Raw genomic sequence first — 20,542 nt, 5'->3', positions numbered from 1 at the left:
TTTAACTCCTCTTCTCTATCCTGCATAAAAAACTAATTGTTTTTTGATTCTTCTAACTCCACCTCTAGGATCTTCTATATCACCATTAAATCTAGGAATTATATGCATATGAAGGTGCATAACAGTCTGCCCTCCAGCTGTATCTACATTAACCCCTACGTTATATCCGTTTGGCTTATACTTTTCATCAATTATCTCTTTAACCTTATGAGATAAATCGTACATAGCTTTAATCTCTTCACTAGTCCCATCAAAATAGTTAGAGAAGTGCCTTTTAGGAATAATTAAAGCATGCCCCTCATTTACTGGAAATTTATCAAAAATAGCAAAACATAACTCATTTTCTGCTATGTAATCTTCTTTACTGTATTCACAAAATATACAACTCATATTCTTCTCCTTTATCTTTTTATACATATTTTAGCATATAGAAAAAGGAAGTGCTATTTTAAACACTTCCCTAACTACCTAATTTTTCTCTAAAATACTAATCATTCCAGCTTTAAAAGCTAAAACCTGATTTTTCATATCTTCTTTTATACATTCACTAAAATTATTTTCTATTAATCTTTCCTTATAATAAAGGTTAATATCATTCCTATATCCAGCACCTTTTCCCCATCTAGATATTAGTCTATCCCAGAAAAACACCTCTTCTTCTGGAAACACATCTAATTTTAATTTATCATAAAAATATTTATTTATACACTCCATATATTCGTAGAAATATTTATTGATATCATTTATTAAGAAATCTATTGAACTAATTTGATTTATATTCAAATTTTTAATATCTTTTAAAATATTAAGCTCACTAATAATTTTTTCTTTCCATTTCAATAACTCATCCCTACTTAATCTTTCTATCCTACTTGCCCCTTCGCAAAATATATCACTATTCGAATAAATCCCTCTTCTATTATTAATAGCCATTATAGTACTAGGATATTTTTTATTTATATAATCCCAATATAAATCTTCCATTCTACGCTCAAAATCATAACTGATTACATCATCTTTAATTCTTGCAACAATATCTGTTAAGTCTATTTTAGAACCTTCTTCCAATTTGTTTTTTATATTTTCATATCTAAGTAATAATTTATTCTTCTTATTTTTTAAATCCTCTTCATACCTTACCATTATCTGATTAATGTGATCTATAAAATTTATCCTATCTAATTTTCGTTTTTCTTTTTTATACTCTATAATTTTATCTCTATTCTCAAATATATCGTAATCGTATTCATCTATTTTAATCCTACCCTCTTTATCTAAAAATCTCATTGGATTAAAATATATTATGTTTTGACTGTTTATCATTATACTATTTTCATTAAAAATACTTTCAATTTGTTTTTTCTTCTCATGTATACCCATTTCTTCATCATCAACTTCTCCTTGAAAATCAATCACATTTTCAGGTTGTCCATCTTCAAAATTGACTAAATATCCAAACCTATTTATATCATCTAAATTTCCATACCCTAAATAATAATCCATTATATCTATAACAGATTTTGAAGGTGAATTGAATTTATCTACAAATAATATAATATTATTTGTGCTCTCTCTAAATATATTCTTTATATCAGTTCTCTCAGTGACTGTTGAGTCTGATTCTAGTCCTCTTGTATCCAATACTGTATCAACCTTATATAACTTATCAAAATCAAATATTTCTCTATTTAATTCAATAATTATTTTTTTAGCTAATGGTATATCTTCATATTTTACTAAATTAACTTTTCTAAATACCTTTTTTATCCACTCTTTCTCAGTACATTGTATTTCTTTATGATACTTAATTTCTAAATTATTTCTATTTGTTAAATTACACAACTCTCTAACTTTCATATTAAAAATTTGAAAACCTTCATATCCGCAATTCAAAGCTAAATCTTTTGCTTTATCTACTTTTGTTAATTTATTTTCTGTTAATCCACTCATATTTCTACAAGCACGTTCTAATTCAGTAGGTAAAGAAATTGGTTCTTGTATGTCATAAGTTTCATTAAATATTATTTTTGCAAACCTATCAATAATCTCAACTATTTCATCATATTCATATGGTATAATTTTAATAATTGTTTTTTGATTATTACTTTGTATAACTTCAACCTCAGAAGTCGTTGTAGCTCCTGATCCTGTTTCTAACGAACCTGTAATAACTTTATATTTTCGTTCCGTTTTCTTATTCTTCTTTATTTTTTCAAAATTTAAATTTAAAAGTAGATTTATTATTGTAGTTTTTCCAATACCTTTATCCGCAATTAATATAATTTTATAATTCTGGTTTAATTTTAAATCAATATCTTTTAATTCTTCTTTTATTTTACTAAGTATGCATGAATGCTCTGGATAATTATTAATCAAATTTTCTATTTCTACAAATATTTTTTCCATGTAACCCCCACCTCTTAATCATTTTACAATATTTTATATTTTATTACAATATTTTCAATATAGTGCTTGTAATAATTTTTATATAAACAAAGAAGTAAGTATATAAAAATACTTACTTCTAGGCTTAATTTTCAAAATTTAACTCTGGATTTTTACATCTCCATGAAATTTTGAATTGTTTATATTTTTTATCATCAATCTTTTCCAATATATTAAATGTTTCTTTTATTTCATGTCCGATGTAATCTGGTTTAAACTCTAATATAACTGTTTGTATCTTATCAAAGTTATTTTTATCTACATACTTTTTCAAGTATTCAAATAATTCATATGACATTTCAGAATGTCTTGTAGTTTGCTTTAATATCCTTTTCAATATATCACAAACTTCATCTGAAAATCCTTCTAAATCTCTTAGCGCTATTATGGTGCTTTTTGGAATTTCATCAGTAATTTCACCAGTATTTTCCCTATCTATTTCCTTCAAGATTTTTTCCCATAACTCTATTTGCTTTACAAAGAAATCGTCATAGGTATAGTTGTCATTTAACCTAATACAATCAGATTTTAGAGTCAAGATTTTAAATATTATATCTCTGCTTAAATATTTTTCTTTTATGAAATCTAATCCGCTATCTTCATACCCTAAAAAATATGCAAGTGAAAGATACTCCATTAATCGTCTTAGGACTACCTTGTCCTTAATTTCCTCTAATAAATTATCTATATCTAATTCCTTTAATAATCTAAATCTTTCTTTATTTATTACTCTACTATTAGATAGACCGATTAAAACCAGTTTTTTATTTTCTTTATCCATATCTTTTTTTATTAAAGATTTCATATCTATTGGTAATGACGAAAACCAATAATAATATTGGCCCATTAAAATAAACATTTCTTTTGGTGACCTTTTTAATCTTTTATCGAACAATTCCTTTATATATTGACTTTCATCTTGATTTGCTTTTATTTTATCAACAAATTGTATTTCTAGCTTTATCAAATAGTAATGTACAGAATTTATCAAATTATTATAATAACTTATCTCATCAGTGTTCCATTCTTTATAAAAGTCTTCATTATTACTTATTTTGCTTTCAAGTATTGCTATTACTTCTCTAATTAAACATAATTGATCTTCTGTTGTTTCTTTGTTACTTCTAAGTATTTCTTCATTTACCTCACATATTTCTTTTATTAACGTTGTTTTAGGATACTTATTTCTAATAGGCTTTTCATATATATCTTTAATTTTTTGTATATATTTTTTTATAAATGCTAATAAATCAATATAGTACTTATTTATATTATTTCCTTCCTTTATATTATTCTTAATGCAATTTATAATAATATAAATCCATTCATAATCTTGTACATTTTCTAATTCCATAATTTCACTAAAATATTTTTCAGGGTTTTTTATAAAAAAATCCATTAAAACTTTACTTTCTTTTCGAATATCATATTTAAAATAAAAATTATCATCCTTTATCAATGAAGTTGAAAATTCATTCATGTATTCAACCCAGCCTTTTAAACTCATCTTCTTAGCTTTATCTTTTTCGATATATATCATATTTTCATTATTTATAACTTCTACTTTACCTATAATTGGACGTAATTCATAATCATATTTTAATTTTTCTTTTAACTTAATTGCTAATTCATTTATTTTTCTTGAATTAGTAATTTCACGTGCTCTCTCATATTTCCATATTTCTTCATAATTTTCTTCTCCATAATTTCTTTTAATATAATCTCCTTTGCTTAATAATTCTAATAAACAATCTTCTATTTCATTTATATTGCTATAGGAATTTATCCAATTTAGTATTATTTTTAATTCCCCTGCAAACTCATAATTTCTAAATATATATTCAAAATCGTAGTCCTTGTTTTTTATTTTTTTCACAATAAAATTAAGATCATTATTTTTTTTAATTATATATAGCGATATCTTTTTCAGAATAAAAACTTCACTTTTGAAAAGTAACTCTACTATCTTATCTTTTATATTTTTATTTTGTTCAGCTACATCAATCAAAAATTTAATACGTTCATTTCTAAATAAATATATATCATCAAAAATATTTTGATAAGAATCTTCTGTAAATAAATTTTTAATACTAATTTTCAAATCATCATCATAATCATTATATATTTTTTCTAGTTCCTGATCTATTTGTTTTAAACTTTTATATTCGAACTCTTTAGTTTTGCCATCATAGTCTATAGATATCGTATTTCCTGTTAATTTTATTTTGCAATTCAATCCATTAGATTCTTTTTTAATAAAATCTTCTGTATATATTTTTATAATATTTTCTATGAAAAAATCTTCACTTTTATCCAAATATAAATCAATCAATTTTTTGTTTCTTGTTAAATTATAAATTCCAAAATGATCATTTAATGAATTCATTAAAATTAAATCTAATAATTCTACTCTATATTCTTCAATAAATCTAAAGTAATCCAAATCATCTATATTACGAAGTAAATTATTGATAAAGAACCGACTCATTTCTATTGATTCAAATTTACTATATACACTATTGATATCAAATTCAGATAACTTATCATAAAATTTAACTATATATTCAATAAAACTAGATAAAAAAACGATATCTTTGTTTTCTTTTAAAACCATATCATCTATATATGCTATTATTAATCTAAAAACTGAATTCACATCTCCTACCTCATTAATTACACCATTAATGCTATTTAAGTATTCAATTATCCCCAGAATATTATTATTATTATTCTCTTCTTCAAAATAAGAATTCTGCTTTAACAAGTTATACCACTGATCATATTGTTTCTTTATTTTCCTAAAAAAAGATATTTGTAAACTTTTAAACTCCTTTATTTTAATAGCAAGTTCTTTTCTCTCATCTGAAGATAACTCTTCTTTTAAAATTAAATTACTACATCTATTTAAATTAATTTTATCATTTCTAACTTGATTTTTTTTATTATGCATTACTCTTACTATATTATTTATTTCTCCATAACCATTTTCATTTTTGCTATACCAAAAAATATCAACACTATAATTTTTATAATAATATTCTTTTAAGAACTTCATTTTTTTTTCTTCATAATCATAAGCATCTAATATTAATAATCTTTTTTTATCATTTTTATCCTTGTCAAATCTACCTTTATCCCCATCCAGTAAATACTTAAGTATTTCTAATTCACTAAGACTATATCCTATAAAAATCACATTATGATTTTTAAATACATTAGACAAAAATTTATGATATATATTTTTTTCTTCTCCATCCATTTGATATCTCTTGATATAATCTTCATTCGAAACAACCATGGTATCAATATTCTTTACACTTCCGTGTATATGGTAAATCTCCCCTTGTTTCAACCCTTTTTTATTTATATCTATAAAATCTGATTGTTCAAAGAATATTTTTTTGCTACACCCTAAACTATTTACTACTTCGTCCTTTATTTTACTACTAATATATATATCTTTTTCTTCCATTGCGAGTATATCAAAAACATCATCATAATTTGTTGTTATATTAATTAAATTCAAATTATATAATTCTCTAAAAATACTATTTTCGTCCTTAACCTTATTAAATTTATCACTTGCTTTATTACTCCCTATTTCAAATATATTTTTATATTCTCTCTTAAATAATTCTCTTATGTCTTTTTCTGTATCTATATAATACTTTGCAATAGAAATAATCGTTCTAAAATCTACATTCCTTAATAGTTCTTTTGTTTCATAATCTAATTGTAATCTTTTTCTAATTTTATCTTCCTTCATTAATATATCTAAATGCTGATAGGCAAAGCTTTTCCAATCAGGTAGCCCAATATTCATAGATACACCTGCTCCTATAAATAAAACAGTTTCATCATCATCAAAAAATCCGTCTAATTTATTTTTAAATTCATCATAAGTCATATAAAAATTCCTCCAGTATTAATTAATTCATTGAAACAAAAAATAATCTACCATTCTCAGTAATAAACAGCAGATTATCTTTTATATTTACCTTTTCATTATTCCAACTAAAACTCCCATAACATTTACATTGCCTTCTTCAACCATAATTGGTTCGTAAGCTGAGTTTTCTGCAACTAGAAGAACGCTTCCACCCATTCTCATATATTTCTTTAAAGTTGCTTCTCCGTCTAATGCTGCTGCTATTATTTCACCTTGCGTTGCTGTGTTTTGTGATTTTATCACCACATAATCACCATCATTAATATTTGCATCAATCATACTATCCCCTCTAACTTTAAGGATAAATGAATTATCAGGTACAATATTTCTTGGCATATAACAGTCTTCTTCTATTTGTGCATTCATTGCTATAGGAACGCCCGCTGCTATTTCATTATAAATTGGTATTTTTATAAGTTCTGATTCTTCAAATTCTATAGAATCATTACCTTCATATAAAATAATATCTTTTCTATCAATAGAATCCCTCACTATTTCATAGGTTCTATTATGCTTTTTATCTATATATGTTACACTCTCAATCTCCTCCGGTAACATACTTGATGAAAAGGCTGGAATATCCTTAACTTTTTCAAAATCTCTATTAATTATTTCAATATCATTTCCATCAGTTATTATTCCATATTGAACATCACTATTACCGCTAATATAACTTTTTAATTGTCTTTCACCCTCTATAGTTCCACTTCCCCATGATTTAATCTCACAAAATATATACGGAACTTTAACCTTATTTTTATATATTGAAAGAACTACATCAACTAGTCCTACTTTTGATCCAATATTTGTTTTAACTTCAACGTCTAATAACTCTTCTGGATATCCATAGCTTGTCTTCATTTCATTTAAAAACCACTGCCTTATAAGTTCTTCATTTCCATATCTGTCTGATAATTTTTCTTTAAACATATAGTCATTCATAGTTACCCTATAAAACATTTTTATTTTAGAGTCTTTTTTCAGTTTAAGATATTTTGAATCAATTTCTTTTACGTATTTAGAAAGTTTTCCATCACTTGTCATAAACAAAAGTTCAGTTGATCTAGTCATAGCAACATATAATAATTTTCTATTTAAAGTATCTATAACTTCTGCATCTTCTATATCGTTTGAATTTTTTAAAGGCATTATTTTATAATTTAGCCCTATTATTATTACAACTTTAAATTCTAAACCCTTAATAGAATGCATAGTTATTAGTTTTATACTTTCCTCTTCAAATTTAAAGTCATTACTATTTGCATCTAATACTTTTGCTTCTATATTATTTTCGCTTAAATACTCTTCATACTCTTTTAATTGATTATGAGTTCTCCCTACTATTGCTATATCTTTCATGTCAAAATCATTTTTAATACTATTTATTATTTCTTTAATATAGCTTTTCTCTTCTTCTTTATTTTTAAAGCATTTATATATAGGATAATCTCCTTGCCTATCAATTAAAGAAGGTTTTACAAAGTTATCATCTTCAATTAAATTCTTATCATTTTCTATTAAGCTATAAGCTGCTTGAGCTATTTGAGTTGTAGTTCTGTAATTCTTAGATAAAACTCTACTCTTCCCTGTCATATCAAAGCCTAAACTAGTAAAGCTTCTACCTTTAACAAGCCATGAATGTGCATAAATACTTTGTGCAACATCTAATATAAATGTGATACTTGAATATTCTTTCTCGTTATATAATTCCTTAATAAAATCTAATTGTATTTTACTTAAATCTTGGCTTTCATCTATTAAAATATGAGTATATCTTTCAGCCTTATTTCCTTTTATATATTTTAGAGCATATTCCCCTAAATCTTGAAAATCTACTAATCCTTCTATTTGAAGTCTTTCATTATATTTAATTAGTATTTCGTAAATCGCCTCTCTTGCCTTAGAGTTTTTTATAAGTCTTTGAGGCCCATCCCCTGAATTTTTTGACATCCTTCCAATTCTATCTGTATTTTGGTATTCAACTAACTCTGAATATCCACAAGCTTTTATCCAAGTAATTTCGTCCCTAAAAAAACTTAGATTTTGCTGTTTAATAAATTTTACTTCCGGATATTTTTTGCTAACTTCTAAAATACTTTCTAACAATGCATTTTTTGTTTGAATTGGAGTTGCAAGTTTTAAATTTACTTTATTCCTTTTGCAATACATTGAGAAATACTTAAATATTATTCTATCTATAGTTGATATTTCTAGTATTTCATCATTAGGTTTATCAAAAATCAAAGTATCTTGTATTTCATTATTATGTTTTTGTATATCTTCAAAAATATATTTAACATATTTAGTTAAAGCTTTGTTGTAAGTAATCATAAGAATTTTATCGTCTTTTTGAAAAGCATATCTATCTATAAGTATCGGCAATCTATTTACTGCAACAGTTGTTTTTCCAGAACCTGCAACACCTTTTATAATCATATGCCCATTAGGTTCAGCTTCTATGATTCTTTTTTGTTCAACATTCAAATTCATATTAATTTCCCCTTATTTCTGTAATTACTTACATTATATCATTTTTACCATTATTTATAAATTTATCTATTAATTACTTTTATTTATTCATTTGTATTGCATAAATCTAATATTTTATTTTGAAACAGGCATTTATAAAACATTCTATTCATTTCATAAGTTTAAAAGATTAAAACTACTAAAATTCTATGCTATACTTATCTGGGAATGTGAAGTTAATTAAACTAAGGGGCTATCTACTAAATTAATAATGAATGAATACTAATTCATCCATTAAAAAAGGTAGGAGAATCATAATGAGAAACAACGAGGAATACAGAAAGAAAATAGAACTTGTAAATAGTACACCCGCTGAAGAATTAGAACTTGTGCACGATGAAAAAATAGAAGCTATGACTTCTGAGGAATTTTCAAACTATAAACCAGAAATAACAGGAATCTTTGACGAGTATATACTTCTTAGCAAAAGGGATTACAGTGATGATTTAGCTTTAATTAACACCGGGTTAGATCTTCAAAAAATGAATTATTTATTTGAAAGAGAAAAAGAATATAAGAATGTCAAACTTTATAGGGGCGAAGTTAGATATTGTGAAATATTCGGGTGTCCTATAATCTACGATTATTCTTTAAATGAACTTATAAAAGAATATTTGCCGGAGTAACTTATGCCGACACTTTTATATGCAATTGGGTTTTTAATGTTTTTGTTCTTAATTACTTTAGCTTACGCTATCTATGATGAATATTTTAGAAAATAATTTGTAAGTTATTAAAGGAGATTCGAATGAATGATAAGATTTTAGTTGATAGAAAATTTTATTTACTGCTTTTAATTGTAGCAGTTTTAAACGTTTTAGATTTGATAGTAAGGATAATAACTTGGTTAATCTAAAATTACATATATTTAAATCTAAAAGAGATTAGAAATACACTTCTAGTCTCTTTCTACTATATATTTAAATAAATTTTTTCATAAAAAATAATTTATAATTCTAGTACACATTTTAAATTCCTTTAAAATACTTTACATAAAACCTTTACTTAAGGTTTTCAGATTGTTATTTGCTTTTATAAAAATAAAGTATTATAATCTCAGATATAAGTGAGTGATTACTCACCTCGTTTTGAAAGGAGATTTTTTTATGAATTTATTATCAGTTGAAAATGTTTCAAAGAGCTTTAAAAATTCAAAAGTTTTAGATTCCATTAATGTTAATGTTTCTGATTCTGAGATAGTTGGGATTTTAGGTCCTTCTGGAGCTGGTAAAACTACCCTTATAAAATGTATTATGGGGATGGAAAAGGTTGATTCTGGTGATATAACTTTATTAGATTCAAAAATTCCAAACAGAGAGGTTTTAAATAAAGTTGGTTATATGGCTCAATCCGATGCTTTATATACTGAACTTACAGCAAAAGATAACCTTTATTTCTTTGGTGAAATTTTTAAGATCCCCAAAAAAGATTTAAAAGAAAAAATAGATTTTTTAGTAGATTTAGTAGATCTAAAACCTTTTTTAAGTAGAAAGGTTAATAAGTTTTCAGGAGGAATGAAAAGACGTTTATCTTTAATTATCGCTTTAATCCAAGACCCTCAGTTTATAATATTAGACGAGCCTACTGTAGGGATTGACCCTGAACTTCGTTTAAATATTTGGAAAGAAATAAATAACCTAAAATCTAAAGGTAAGTCAATTATAGTAACTACTCACGATATGACTGAAGCTATAAAGTGCGATAGGCTTCTTTTACTTAAAGATGGTAATATCACAGCGAGTGGTACTCCAGATGAACTTATGAAAAAATTCAACGTAGATTCTATAGAAGAAGTTTTCTTGATTGCAGGGAGGAAAAAATAATGAGAATAAAAAGTATGGTAAGTAGGATTATAAAGCAAATAATAAACGATAAAAGAACTCTTGCTCTTATGCTTTTTGCTCCATTAATTTTACTTGCTCTTATGAACTTTCTTTTTAATTCAACTTCTACTAAAAACCCTACTTTAGGTGTGCAAAATATAGATAAGAATTTAGTAGATACTTTAAAAGATAATGATATAGATATAAAAGAATATAATAATCATACTGATATTAAAGATAAAATCAAAACTGATGACCTTGATGCTTTTGTTTATATGAATGATGATACTTTAAAAGTAACCTTTGAAAATTCTGACCCTTTAACTTCAACAGAGATTTCTGCAAAAATTAAAGGTGCAGTTTCAAAAATCAAGGTAGAAGATATAGTTAATCTCTCAAAAAAGCAAGGCGAAATAATCAAAAAACAAGCTAAAGCCCTAGCTCTTTTAGGAAACATTAATCCTGAAAAACCAAACTTAACTAAACCTTCTGATATTACTATAGATTCGAGTTATATTTATGGAAATGAAAACACAACTATTTTTGATACTATGATCCCTGTACTTATCGGTTTCTTTGTTTTCTTTTTTGTATTTTTAATCTCTGGAATATCACTTGTAAAGGAGAGAACTTCTGGAACTTTAGATAAGCTATTATCTACCCCTATTAGAAGATCTGAAATTGTGTTTGGGTATTTGATAGGTTATGGGTTGTTTGCAATTTTACAAACTATAATTATAGTTTTATTTACTGTTTATGTTTTAAAAATAAATATTATAGGAAATTTAGGCTTAGTTTTCTTAACTAATATAATAACTGCTTTTGTTGCACTTTCACTTGGAACTCTTTTATCAACATTTGCAAATTCTGAGTTTCAAATGATGCAATTTATCCCTATAATAATAATCCCTCAAATATTCTTTTCTGGTATAATACCTGTAGATACTATGCATAGCGGCCTTCAAGCCTTTGCAAAGATTATGCCTATCTACTATGCTGGAGATGCTTTAACTAATGTCGTTATTAAAGGAAGCTCTTTAAATATAATAGGAAAAGATTTAATTGTTCTATTATTATTTGCAGTAGTATTTACAATTTTAAATATAGTAGGCTTAAAAAGATATCGTAAAGTTTAATTAAACTAGGAGGAATAAAATTGATTGATTCAATTTCTAATGTATTTATAGATAAAATAAATTCAGATACAGAAATGACTGAAAAAAAGAAAAATATACTAAAAGTAAGCGTAGAGCTCTTCGCTAAAAACGGGTATTTAAATACATCTACTCGTGAAATTGCTTCTCTTGCAGGAGTTGCAGAAGGCACAATCTTTAAGCATTTTGGCTCTAAGGAAAATTTATTATTAAATAATATTATGCCATTTATGATAAATAATTTAGTTCCTGAATTTGCATTAGATTTTGCAAAAGATAAACTTAAAAATAATAACTTAAGTTTTGATTCTTTTATCTATTCTGTAGTTAAAGATAGAATAAATTTTATAAATAATAATCTTCAAATGTTTGAGATATTAGTAAAAGAAGTATCTTATAACAGCGTGATTTTTAATAAATTTTTAGATGCAGCTAAAGCTAATATATTCCCTCCCTTTAACGCTATTTTAAATAAATACAGGGAAGAAGATATTTTAGTAGATTTAAGTAATGAAGATATAATAAGGTTTATTTTAACTAATATCGCAGGGTACTCTGTATCTAAGATTCTTTTAAAAGACTTAAAAGAATTTAATGATGAAGAGGAGATTAAAAAAATCTGCCTTGTCTTAACTAAAGGATTAAAAAAATAATACTTTATAATAAAAGCCCCAATAGAAGAATACTTTCTAGTGGGGCTATGCTTTTATAAAATAATACGCTATATTTAATAATAGTATTGAAAAATAAATATTTAAAATTATTCATCTTTTTTGTTTTTATGTCTATTACTAGTTTCAATAGCAAGTGTTGTTGCAATACAAAAAATCAACGTGAAAACTTGCCATGAGGACCATCCTCCAAACTCCATAAACATTCCTCCCCACATAATGAATTGCTTCTTAGTATAATACAAACCTTCATTACTTTCTTATTTAATTATATACAAACAACAGTAAATATTAAACATTATTTACAATAAATTATCAATTGCTTTTCTTTTAATCTTAGTGTATTTAATCTTAATCCTAGCAGCAATCCCAGTTGTATAAAACCCTGCTAAAATCACAATTCTTTAAATCTTCGCTATTTATAAAGAAATTACAGATACCGCTATCTCCCCAGATAATTTCTACGCCTGTCCCAAACTCGGAATCAATTTGAAGAAGTATAGTATCAAAATTCTCTCTAGAATCATATTTTCTTGGATCCTCTTGAGTGAAATATGAATATCCTCCAATTTTATGTCCATCATTTGCATATTCCTCTGCAAACTTATTATATATTTCTTCATCTAAATCATATATATTATCAATCTTATTTTCAGTAAAAACCTTGTTATACTCTTCTAAAAATAGCTTTTCAAAATCATAATCATCTATTGAAATACCTTCTTCTACAGGATCTTTAAATTTAATGTTGTTATTCTAAAGCTCTGTTTCCCTATTATTTATAAAGTTTTATATATAAAAAATTCACTAAGACCTATATCTTAGTGAATTTCATAGTTTATTTTTATAAACTTAATTTAATTTCTTACTTCTTTCTTCTCTTATCTTTTTAACTTCCTCTATAGATATTTCAAACTTTTCTGATATAGTTTTATCGTCTAAAACATCAATTATTTTACTTATCGCTTCTTTAAAGCCTTCAATCTTCCCTTTTTCTATACCTTTTTCTATACCTTTTCCTTCATAGTATAATCTTCTTACTTCTTCTACTGTCATCTTATATACACCACCTTTTGATTTTTTGTAATCTTCGAATTTCTCTTCTAGGAATTTATCTTTTATTAAAAATAAATACTCTAAGAAATCTACTAGTGCTTTTATTAATTTTAGATTTTATCAAAATTCTTTATTCTTTTAAATATCTTAGAAAGTTTATACATTATAACTGCGTGAAAAACCAATAAACAATTCATTAAAACAACGCTTACGCTTGCTATAACTAAAATTGTTATGCCAAGTATAAATCCTGAAAAACTTAATATTTTAGCTCTTTTTAAACTTTTACAATCTAAATCTTCAGCTACATAAAATAAAAATATATCTACAGGAAACTTCCCCCTTTGAAGTTTTATAAATGCTATTAAGTAGTTTAAAGCTATAAAAATAAGTACACTATAAATCAAAATCATAATTTAATTCCCCCTATGATTTTATTATATCATTTGTAAATATTTGTGATAATAAAAAGAAACCCTAAAATTAGAGTTTCTTTTAAAATTAATTTATTTTAAATTAAAGATATAAATCTCTTTTACCTTTAAGTAAGTTATCTATATTATTTTCTGTTATTTTTCTTGTTTGATCGTTTTTAATTTCGCTAGCTATTTTTCTTGCAAAGTTTATAGCTTTTTCTTTGAATCTATCATCACCGTAATCTATAGCGTATTCAACTAAAGTTGTGATTGCGTTTGGCTCGCAAACCTTTTGTATCTCTCCTGATTTTGCAAGGCTCATAAATCTATCTCCGACTCTTCCTTTTCTGTAGCAAGCTGTACAGAAGCTTGGAATATAACCGCTATCTATTAAGTTTTCTATAGCAACTAAGCTGTTTTCTTCAACGTCGTATAGCTTAAATTGCTCGTCACTTTCTTCGTTTAAGGCTCTCTTTTTGTAGCCGCCTATAACTGTAGTAGATCCTATAGAAATTTGTGAAATACCATATGTCATTATTTCTTTTCTAAGTTCTGGTGTTTCTCTTTCTGTTATCATAAGACCTGTAAAAGGAACTGCTATTCTTATAACTGCAACTACTCTTTTAAATGTTTCATCATCTACTAAGAATGGTAATTCTTCTAAATCAACCCCTGCAGCTTCTCTTATTCTTGGAACTGATATAGTATGGAATCCTACCCCGTATTTTTCTTCTAAGTGTGCGTTATGCATCATTAGACCTAAAACTTCGAATCTTGGGTCTGAAAGTCCAAATAAAACTCCAGCTCCAACGTCTTCAATTCCAGCTTCCATAGCTCTATCAAACGCTGTTAAGTGGTACTCGTAGTTACTTTTTAATGAGTTTGGATGAACCTTTTCATACATAGGTTTGTTATATGTTTCTTGGAATAATACGTAAGTTCCTATTCCTTTTTCATATAATTTTCTATAGTTTTCAACTGATGTTGCTGCTATATTTACGTTTGTTCTTCTTATTTCTCCATTACCGTTTTGAGTTTTATACATTGTATCTATGCACTCTAAAACGTACTCTATAGGAGCGTTTACTGGATCTTCACCTAATTCTAAAACTAATCTTTTATGTCCCATAGCTTCAAGGTATTTAACCTCTTCTGCTACTTCTTCTTGAGTTAATTTTTTTCTTTTGAATTTATTACTGCACTTATATCCACAATAAACACATTTATTTACACAATAATCACTTACATATAGTGGAGCAAATATAACTATTCTCTTACCGTATATCTCTTCTTTTATCTCTCCAGCTATTTTAAATATTTCTTTTTCTACATCCTTTTCTTTTGTAGCTAAAAGGATTGCTATGTCTTTGTAATCAAGCTTTTTTCTTTTTCTTGCTTTTTCTATAACCTCTAAAGATTCCTCTCTAGTTGGATTTTTAGTTTCTTCTAATATCTTGTTTATGTACTCGTGATTAATAAACATTTTATTTCCTCCTCTAATCCTATGAGTTATTAAATTTTTGCTTGAATTACTTTAAAATATTCTTTCTATATTAATCTATAAAAATCCAATTAAAATAAAAAAACTGACTTTCTAAAAATTTAAAGAAAATCAGTTTACCACAATAAAGACTATTAAAAATAGCCAATTAATCAAAATTATAATTGTTTTATAAACGTCTCTTCCAAATTAGATTTAATATATCTCTGCCTTGTTAGAATGAATAGTTTAAAGCCCAAAATCTTAAAGAATTCTCTCTAAAATATGGATATCTTTAATCATTATATACCTATTTTAGCTTTATTTCCAATAATTAATTATTATAAAAAATCCCATTTTAGATAAAAAAACAGGTTTAAACTCCCCTTGTTTAAGTTTAAACCCGTTTTATCTAGAAATCTAATTATTCTTTTGCAATTATTTTTATCTTTAGTAATATTTATTTATCTTTTAATACTTCTTCAAACCTTTTATCTATAAAATCTTTTGAGAATTTAATTCCTTCTTTGTAATCTCCTTCTCCTGTATACCAAAACTCAGTAACAAATCTTCTAACACCCATCTCGTAAGAAGTTTTTATTATTTCGTTAAAGTCTACATGACCTGTTCCAAAAGGAATTTCTCTAAACTTCCCTCTAACTGTTTCTTTTAAGTGAAGTGCAAAAATCTTTCCGTGACCCTTTTTTAGATCGAAAGTCACATCTTCCCCTAAACTTTTAGAAGCATTAGTTATATTTCCGCAGTCTGGATACACTCCAAGATAAGGTGAATCTATCTTTTTAACATACTCCATAGCTTTTCCTACTGTATTCATAAAATTAGTTTCCATAGTTTCAAAAGCTAAAATTATTCCCTTTCTTGAAGCTAAATCTACAGACTTTTTTAAGTTTTCTAAAAAAAGTTCTCTTGTTTTTTCGTTTCCGTTTTCGTAGTACACATCATACCCTGCAAGTTGGATTATCCTTATCCCTAAATCGCAAGCAAGGTCTATAGCTTTTTCCATTATTTTAAGAGATCTTTCTCTAGTAGTTTTATCCTCGCTTCCTAAAGGAAACTTTCTGTGTCCGCTTAAACACATAGTTCTAATTGGAACTCCAACTTCAAACATAAGGTCAACTAAAACTTTTCTCTCTTCTTTTGTCATATCTAATCTTTTTAATTTCTCGTCTGTTTCATCTATGCTCATCTCTAAAAAATCATATTTAAAAAACCTTGCGCACTCCAATTTTTCTCTCCAAGTTAAAGTGTTTGGCATAGCTTTTTCATATAATCCTATAACGTAATCTTTCATAATATCCATCTCCTATAGTTAAAGTTATTAAGCCCCTGTTTGACCGTAATATGCGTTTGGTCCATGCTTTCTTTGGAAATGCTTATTAAGTAGATCATCTGACATACTATTTATTTCTTGGTTTGCTAAAAGCTCTGTATTATAAGCCATCATAGCTACTTCTTCAAGAACTACAGCATTATGAACAGCTTCTTTTGCATCTTTTCCCCAAGTAAAAGGACCATGATTTTTAACTAATACAGCAGGTATGAAGTCTGGGTTTATATCTTTAAAAGTCTCAACTATAACTGCCCCTGTGTTGTATTCGTACTTTCCTTCTATCTCTTCTCTTGTCATATCTCTAGTACAAGGTATCTCATCTGCAAAATAATCAGCTTGAGTTGTTCCGTAAGGTTTTATCCCTCTTCCAGCTTGTGCAAATATAGTTGCCCACCTTGAGTGAGTGTGTACGACTCCCCCTATATTTTTAAATTCTTTATATAATTTGATGTGAGTATCTGTGTCTGATGAAGGTTTGTATTTGCCTTCAACTACATTTCCATCTAAATCAACAACAACCATATCTTCTGGTTTCATAGTGCTATATTCTACACCAGAAGGCTTAATTACTACTAAGTTTTTTTCTCTATCTATAGCTGAAACATTCCCCCAAGTAAAGGTTACTAAATTATGCTTTGGTAGAAACATATTAGCCTCATAAACTTCTTTTTTTAAATCTTCTAACATATCTTTAAACCTCCTTTAGTCTGTAACTATATATAGAGCAGCTTGTCCTAGCTCTCTATTTGCAGAAATTATAATATCTCTATCTTCTTCATTTATAACTGCAACATTACTTGGACCTACTCCTGATTCTATAATATTAGTTTCAAATTTTAAGTTTTCTTTATCTATGCATCTTACATAAAATAAATCTTTATCGCATCTTCTGTAGCCCCCGATTATAGTCGGAACCCCTCTAAGTTTTCCGCCCCAAACTACGTGACCAAAATCCATCTCTTTAGGGTATTCGTAGATTATTTTATAATCATCCCCTACTTTTTTATTTATTCTAAAATGTTTTCCGTGGAAAGACTCTATAGTAACTAATTCGTCTTCTCCATCTTCGTCTATATCAACTACAGCCACGTCACTTGTAGGTCTGTCCATAATTTTTTCAACAGTCCAATCTTCGTTATCATTTTTAGGAGGAGTAACTTTAAATACCCCTTCTTCTGAAGTTACAAGTCCTACTGTAACCCCATCTAAATTTGCTCTGCAGTATCCGTGATTTTTAGTTAAACCTTCTTTTATAACTTTAAGTTCTATTTTTTCGTTTAAATCTTCTTTTATTTCTCCTACATATATTTTTCCAGGGTCACTCCAGTCCTCTTTAGATTTTTTACTATTACAAAGAACTGCACCTAAAAAATATAATTTTCCGTTAGCTTCTAAAATATCAAAACGGTGAAGGTAAGGTAATTTAAATAAAGTTTTTATCTCCCATTTTCCCTCTACATATCTTCCCCAAACTATCTCTGCATCTTCTGATTGGAATGTTGGAAAGAATCTTTGAACTGCAAGAAAATCTCCGTTTTTACCTGGAATAGGGATTATAGACATAGTTCCTCCCGGAGCCTCCCAAACAGTAGATCTTTTAAAATCTTCTCCTTCATACATATAGCAAGGTCCTTCGCCTTCTGTAGCTATAAGTATCTTTCTGTCTCCATCTATAACAGTGCTACTAGTTGCGTAGCATCTATGTAAATCATTTAAAAACTTCTTTTCTATCCTCATCTAAACTTCCTCCTCTTTTTAATCTTTAAAGTTAAAGAGGATGTTACTCTAAATACTTTAGGGTAACTCCTCTTAAAAATTATTTATTAACTATATTTTCAGTTATCTTTTCTTCTATTTCTTTTTCTGATAAAAGGTTTTTAAGTCCTATAACAGTAGTTCCTGAATTTTTAGCTTTATCAAAATTTCCTTTTAAAGCTTCTGAACAAAATACTACATCGTAAGAAGAAGCTTCCGTTTTTGCTGCCCCTATACTAGTGTGGTGGATTTGTACTGGTATATTTAATTTTTTAAATACCTTTTTTATTTTCATTTTTATAATTTGGCTAGATCCCATTCCATTTCCGCATGCTGCTATAACTTTTAACATATTAATCTCCTCCTAAGTTTTATAAATTCTATCCCTTTTAGTAAATGTTTACATAGTCTTTAAAAATTTTTGAGTGAATTTTTAACTTGCACTCTTTTCTTCGTTTTCTTTATCTTCTAGATATCCTTCGTAGTCTTCTACTATTTTGAAGTATCCTTTTTTATTTTTGTAGTATTGGATTTGAGGTATTATAAGCATTCCTATAACTGCAATTCCAACACCAACGTAAGCTAGTTTATCCATAAGGAATCCGATTACTGGCCATAAAGTATCCCAGTCAAAGTTTCCGTGCCATCCTCCAAACTCAGCTAGTCCGAAGTAGTAAGCTGCAAAAGCTCCTCCTAAAACTTGAATAACTCCTGATAAGAAAGGAATAATCATTGCTGCTTTTAAGCCACCTTTTTTGTTTGCAAAAACTGCAAATGTTGCATTATCGAAAAACAGTGGTACGAAACCTGCAATTATAAGTACTGGGCTCTTAAATACTACTAGCCCTATTATTGCTATAAATTGACCTATAGCTCCAAATAAGAATCCTATAGTAACAGCGTTTGGATGACCGAATCCATAAGTTGCAGCGCAATCTACAGCTGGAACTGAACCTGGTAATAATTTATTTGAGATACCTTGGAATGATTCTGTAAGTTCAGCTACGAACATTCTAACTCCAAGTTGTAAGATACTTAAATAAACTGCAAAGTTAAGTGATTTTTCTAATATATAAAATATAAAGTTTGTGTTTTGATCAAAACCTTTATCAATACTATGCATAAGGTCTGGTCCTAGTATACCCATTATTATTCCAAAGAAAACAGTCATTAGTATACCAGTTGCAACAACGTTGTCACTAAATATTGATAAAAATCCTGGAAGTTCTAAATCTTCTATACTCTTTTTGTTGTTACCAACTTTTCCTGCTATTTTATCTGTAATCCAAACTCCAAGCATTTGTTGGTGACCTATAGCAAAGCCTCCACCTTCAGTTAAGTCTTGGCAAGGTTCTACAGTCAGATTTGAAAATACAGCCCAATATGTTCCAAGTAAGAATCCTAGCATAACTACTACACCTAAGTTATTTAAATCTGGGAAACAGAAGAATACAAGCCATAGCGCTGTAGCTGATTGTTGTACCATTACGTGACCTGTAATAAATACTGTACGAACTTTAGTGAATTTTCTAAGTAGTACAAGTATTAGGTTAAATAAGAATGCTATAAGTAAAACTACCATCATCATAGAGAAAGATTTTCCGGCTTTTCCTATTGCTTCTTGAGCTGCCGTCTGACCGAAATACGGGTCTATAACTGCAGCTTGCAAGTTAAACCTGTCTTTAAGTCCTGCTAAGATAGGACGGAAGTTACTAACAAGACCACCTGCTGCAACGTTTAAGATAAGATATCCAACTGTTGCTTTTATAAATCCTGCCAAAGACTCGTAAAATGGTCTTTGAAGTAACATATAACCTATAAGAACTATAAAACCAATAAAGAATGCAGGCTTAGTCAGAATGTTGTTTTGGAAAAATTCCCAAATTGAAATTATTATATCCATATGATTTATC

17 protein-coding genes are annotated in these 20,542 nt (G+C 27.2%); 4 read left to right on the top strand and 13 right to left on the bottom strand.

The annotated features are described in order from the left end of the window. Positions 1-15: 15 nt before the first annotated feature. From INR60_RS00600 to lexA, 4 genes are all read right to left on the bottom strand, one after another. On the bottom strand, positions 16-390 hold the full coding sequence (locus INR60_RS00600) for an HIT family protein (protein WP_194189530.1): 375 nt from the start codon (positions 388-390) through the stop codon (positions 16-18). A gap of 78 nt (positions 391-468) precedes the next feature. Then, positions 469-2,406, bottom strand: a complete 1,938-nt coding sequence (locus INR60_RS00595; protein WP_194189529.1) for a P-loop NTPase family protein — start codon at positions 2,404-2,406, stop codon at positions 469-471. Between the two features lie 124 nt (positions 2,407-2,530). Next, positions 2,531-6,352 carry an SIR2 family protein gene (locus INR60_RS00590; protein ID WP_194189528.1) on the bottom strand — a complete coding sequence of 1,274 codons (3,822 nt, stop codon included), beginning with the start codon at positions 6,350-6,352 and terminating at the stop codon, positions 2,531-2,533. An 87-nt stretch (positions 6,353-6,439) separates the two neighbouring features. After that, positions 6,440-8,884, bottom strand: coding sequence for a transcriptional repressor LexA (lexA, locus tag INR60_RS00585; protein WP_194189527.1), 2,445 nt, complete (start codon positions 8,882-8,884; stop codon positions 6,440-6,442). A 296-nt stretch (positions 8,885-9,180) separates the two neighbouring features. Between lexA and INR60_RS00580 the strand changes: the two genes are divergently transcribed. The 4 genes from INR60_RS00580 (at position 9,181) to INR60_RS00565 (ending at position 12,553) form a co-directional block, all read left to right on the top strand. Then, positions 9,181-9,549, top strand: coding sequence for a hypothetical protein (locus INR60_RS00580; RefSeq protein ID WP_194189526.1), 369 nt, complete (start codon positions 9,181-9,183; stop codon positions 9,547-9,549). Between the two features lie 480 nt (positions 9,550-10,029). Beyond that, positions 10,030-10,746 (top strand): ABC transporter ATP-binding protein, encoded by a 717-nt coding sequence (locus INR60_RS00575; protein ID WP_194189525.1) that lies wholly within the window; start codon positions 10,030-10,032, stop codon positions 10,744-10,746. Beyond that, positions 10,746-11,882, top strand: coding sequence for an ABC transporter permease (locus INR60_RS00570; protein WP_194189524.1), 1,137 nt, complete (start codon positions 10,746-10,748; stop codon positions 11,880-11,882). The genes INR60_RS00575 and INR60_RS00570 overlap by 1 nt, the downstream gene beginning before the upstream one ends. Before the next feature lie 20 nt (positions 11,883-11,902). Beyond that, complete coding sequence (locus INR60_RS00565) at positions 11,903-12,553, top strand: TetR/AcrR family transcriptional regulator (RefSeq protein WP_194189523.1); 651 nt, start codon at positions 11,903-11,905, stop codon at positions 12,551-12,553. A 375-nt stretch (positions 12,554-12,928) separates the two neighbouring features. Here INR60_RS00565 and INR60_RS00560 read toward each other — a convergent pair whose 3' ends face one another. The 9 genes from INR60_RS00560 to ulaA all read right to left on the bottom strand — a co-directional run bounded on the left by INR60_RS00560 (position 12,929) and on the right by ulaA (position 20,532). Continuing rightward, the gene (locus INR60_RS00560) at positions 12,929-13,318 is read right to left on the bottom strand and encodes a DUF1963 domain-containing protein (protein ID WP_194190946.1); all 390 of its coding nucleotides are present in this window, start codon (positions 13,316-13,318) and stop codon (positions 12,929-12,931) included. A 105-nt stretch (positions 13,319-13,423) separates the two neighbouring features. After that, the gene (locus INR60_RS00555; RefSeq protein WP_194189522.1) at positions 13,424-13,627 is read right to left on the bottom strand and encodes a hypothetical protein; all 204 of its coding nucleotides are present in this window, start codon (positions 13,625-13,627) and stop codon (positions 13,424-13,426) included. Positions 13,628-13,737: 110 nt separating this feature from the next. Further along, positions 13,738-14,040 (bottom strand): hypothetical protein, encoded by a 303-nt coding sequence (locus INR60_RS00550; protein ID WP_194189521.1) that lies wholly within the window; start codon positions 14,038-14,040, stop codon positions 13,738-13,740. Positions 14,041-14,143: 103 nt separating this feature from the next. Next, positions 14,144-15,526: a [FeFe] hydrogenase H-cluster radical SAM maturase HydG gene (gene hydG, locus INR60_RS00545; protein WP_194189520.1), complete on the bottom strand. Its 1,383-nt coding sequence runs from the start codon at positions 15,524-15,526 to the stop codon at positions 14,144-14,146. A 457-nt stretch (positions 15,527-15,983) separates the two neighbouring features. Beyond that, positions 15,984-16,835: an L-ribulose-5-phosphate 3-epimerase gene (locus INR60_RS00540; RefSeq protein WP_194189519.1), complete on the bottom strand. Its 852-nt coding sequence runs from the start codon at positions 16,833-16,835 to the stop codon at positions 15,984-15,986. Between the two features lie 27 nt (positions 16,836-16,862). Beyond that, positions 16,863-17,561: an L-ribulose-5-phosphate 4-epimerase gene (gene araD, locus INR60_RS00535; protein ID WP_194189518.1), complete on the bottom strand. Its 699-nt coding sequence runs from the start codon at positions 17,559-17,561 to the stop codon at positions 16,863-16,865. A gap of 15 nt (positions 17,562-17,576) precedes the next feature. Then, on the bottom strand, positions 17,577-18,611 hold the full coding sequence (locus INR60_RS00530; RefSeq protein WP_194189517.1) for a hypothetical protein: 1,035 nt from the start codon (positions 18,609-18,611) through the stop codon (positions 17,577-17,579). 79 nt (positions 18,612-18,690) lie between these two features. After that, positions 18,691-18,981, bottom strand: a complete 291-nt coding sequence (locus tag INR60_RS00525) for a PTS sugar transporter subunit IIB (protein ID WP_194189516.1) — start codon at positions 18,979-18,981, stop codon at positions 18,691-18,693. Positions 18,982-19,062: 81 nt separating this feature from the next. Continuing rightward, positions 19,063-20,532: a PTS ascorbate transporter subunit IIC gene (gene ulaA, locus INR60_RS00520; RefSeq protein ID WP_194189515.1), complete on the bottom strand. Its 1,470-nt coding sequence runs from the start codon at positions 20,530-20,532 to the stop codon at positions 19,063-19,065. Positions 20,533-20,542 lie beyond the last annotated feature (10 nt).

Origin of the sequence: Clostridium chrysemydis (assembly GCF_015234215.1) — a bacterium.
Classification (GTDB): domain Bacteria; phylum Bacillota; class Clostridia; order Clostridiales; family Clostridiaceae; genus Clostridium; species Clostridium chrysemydis.
This window is presented reverse-complemented; position numbering and strand designations above follow the sequence as displayed.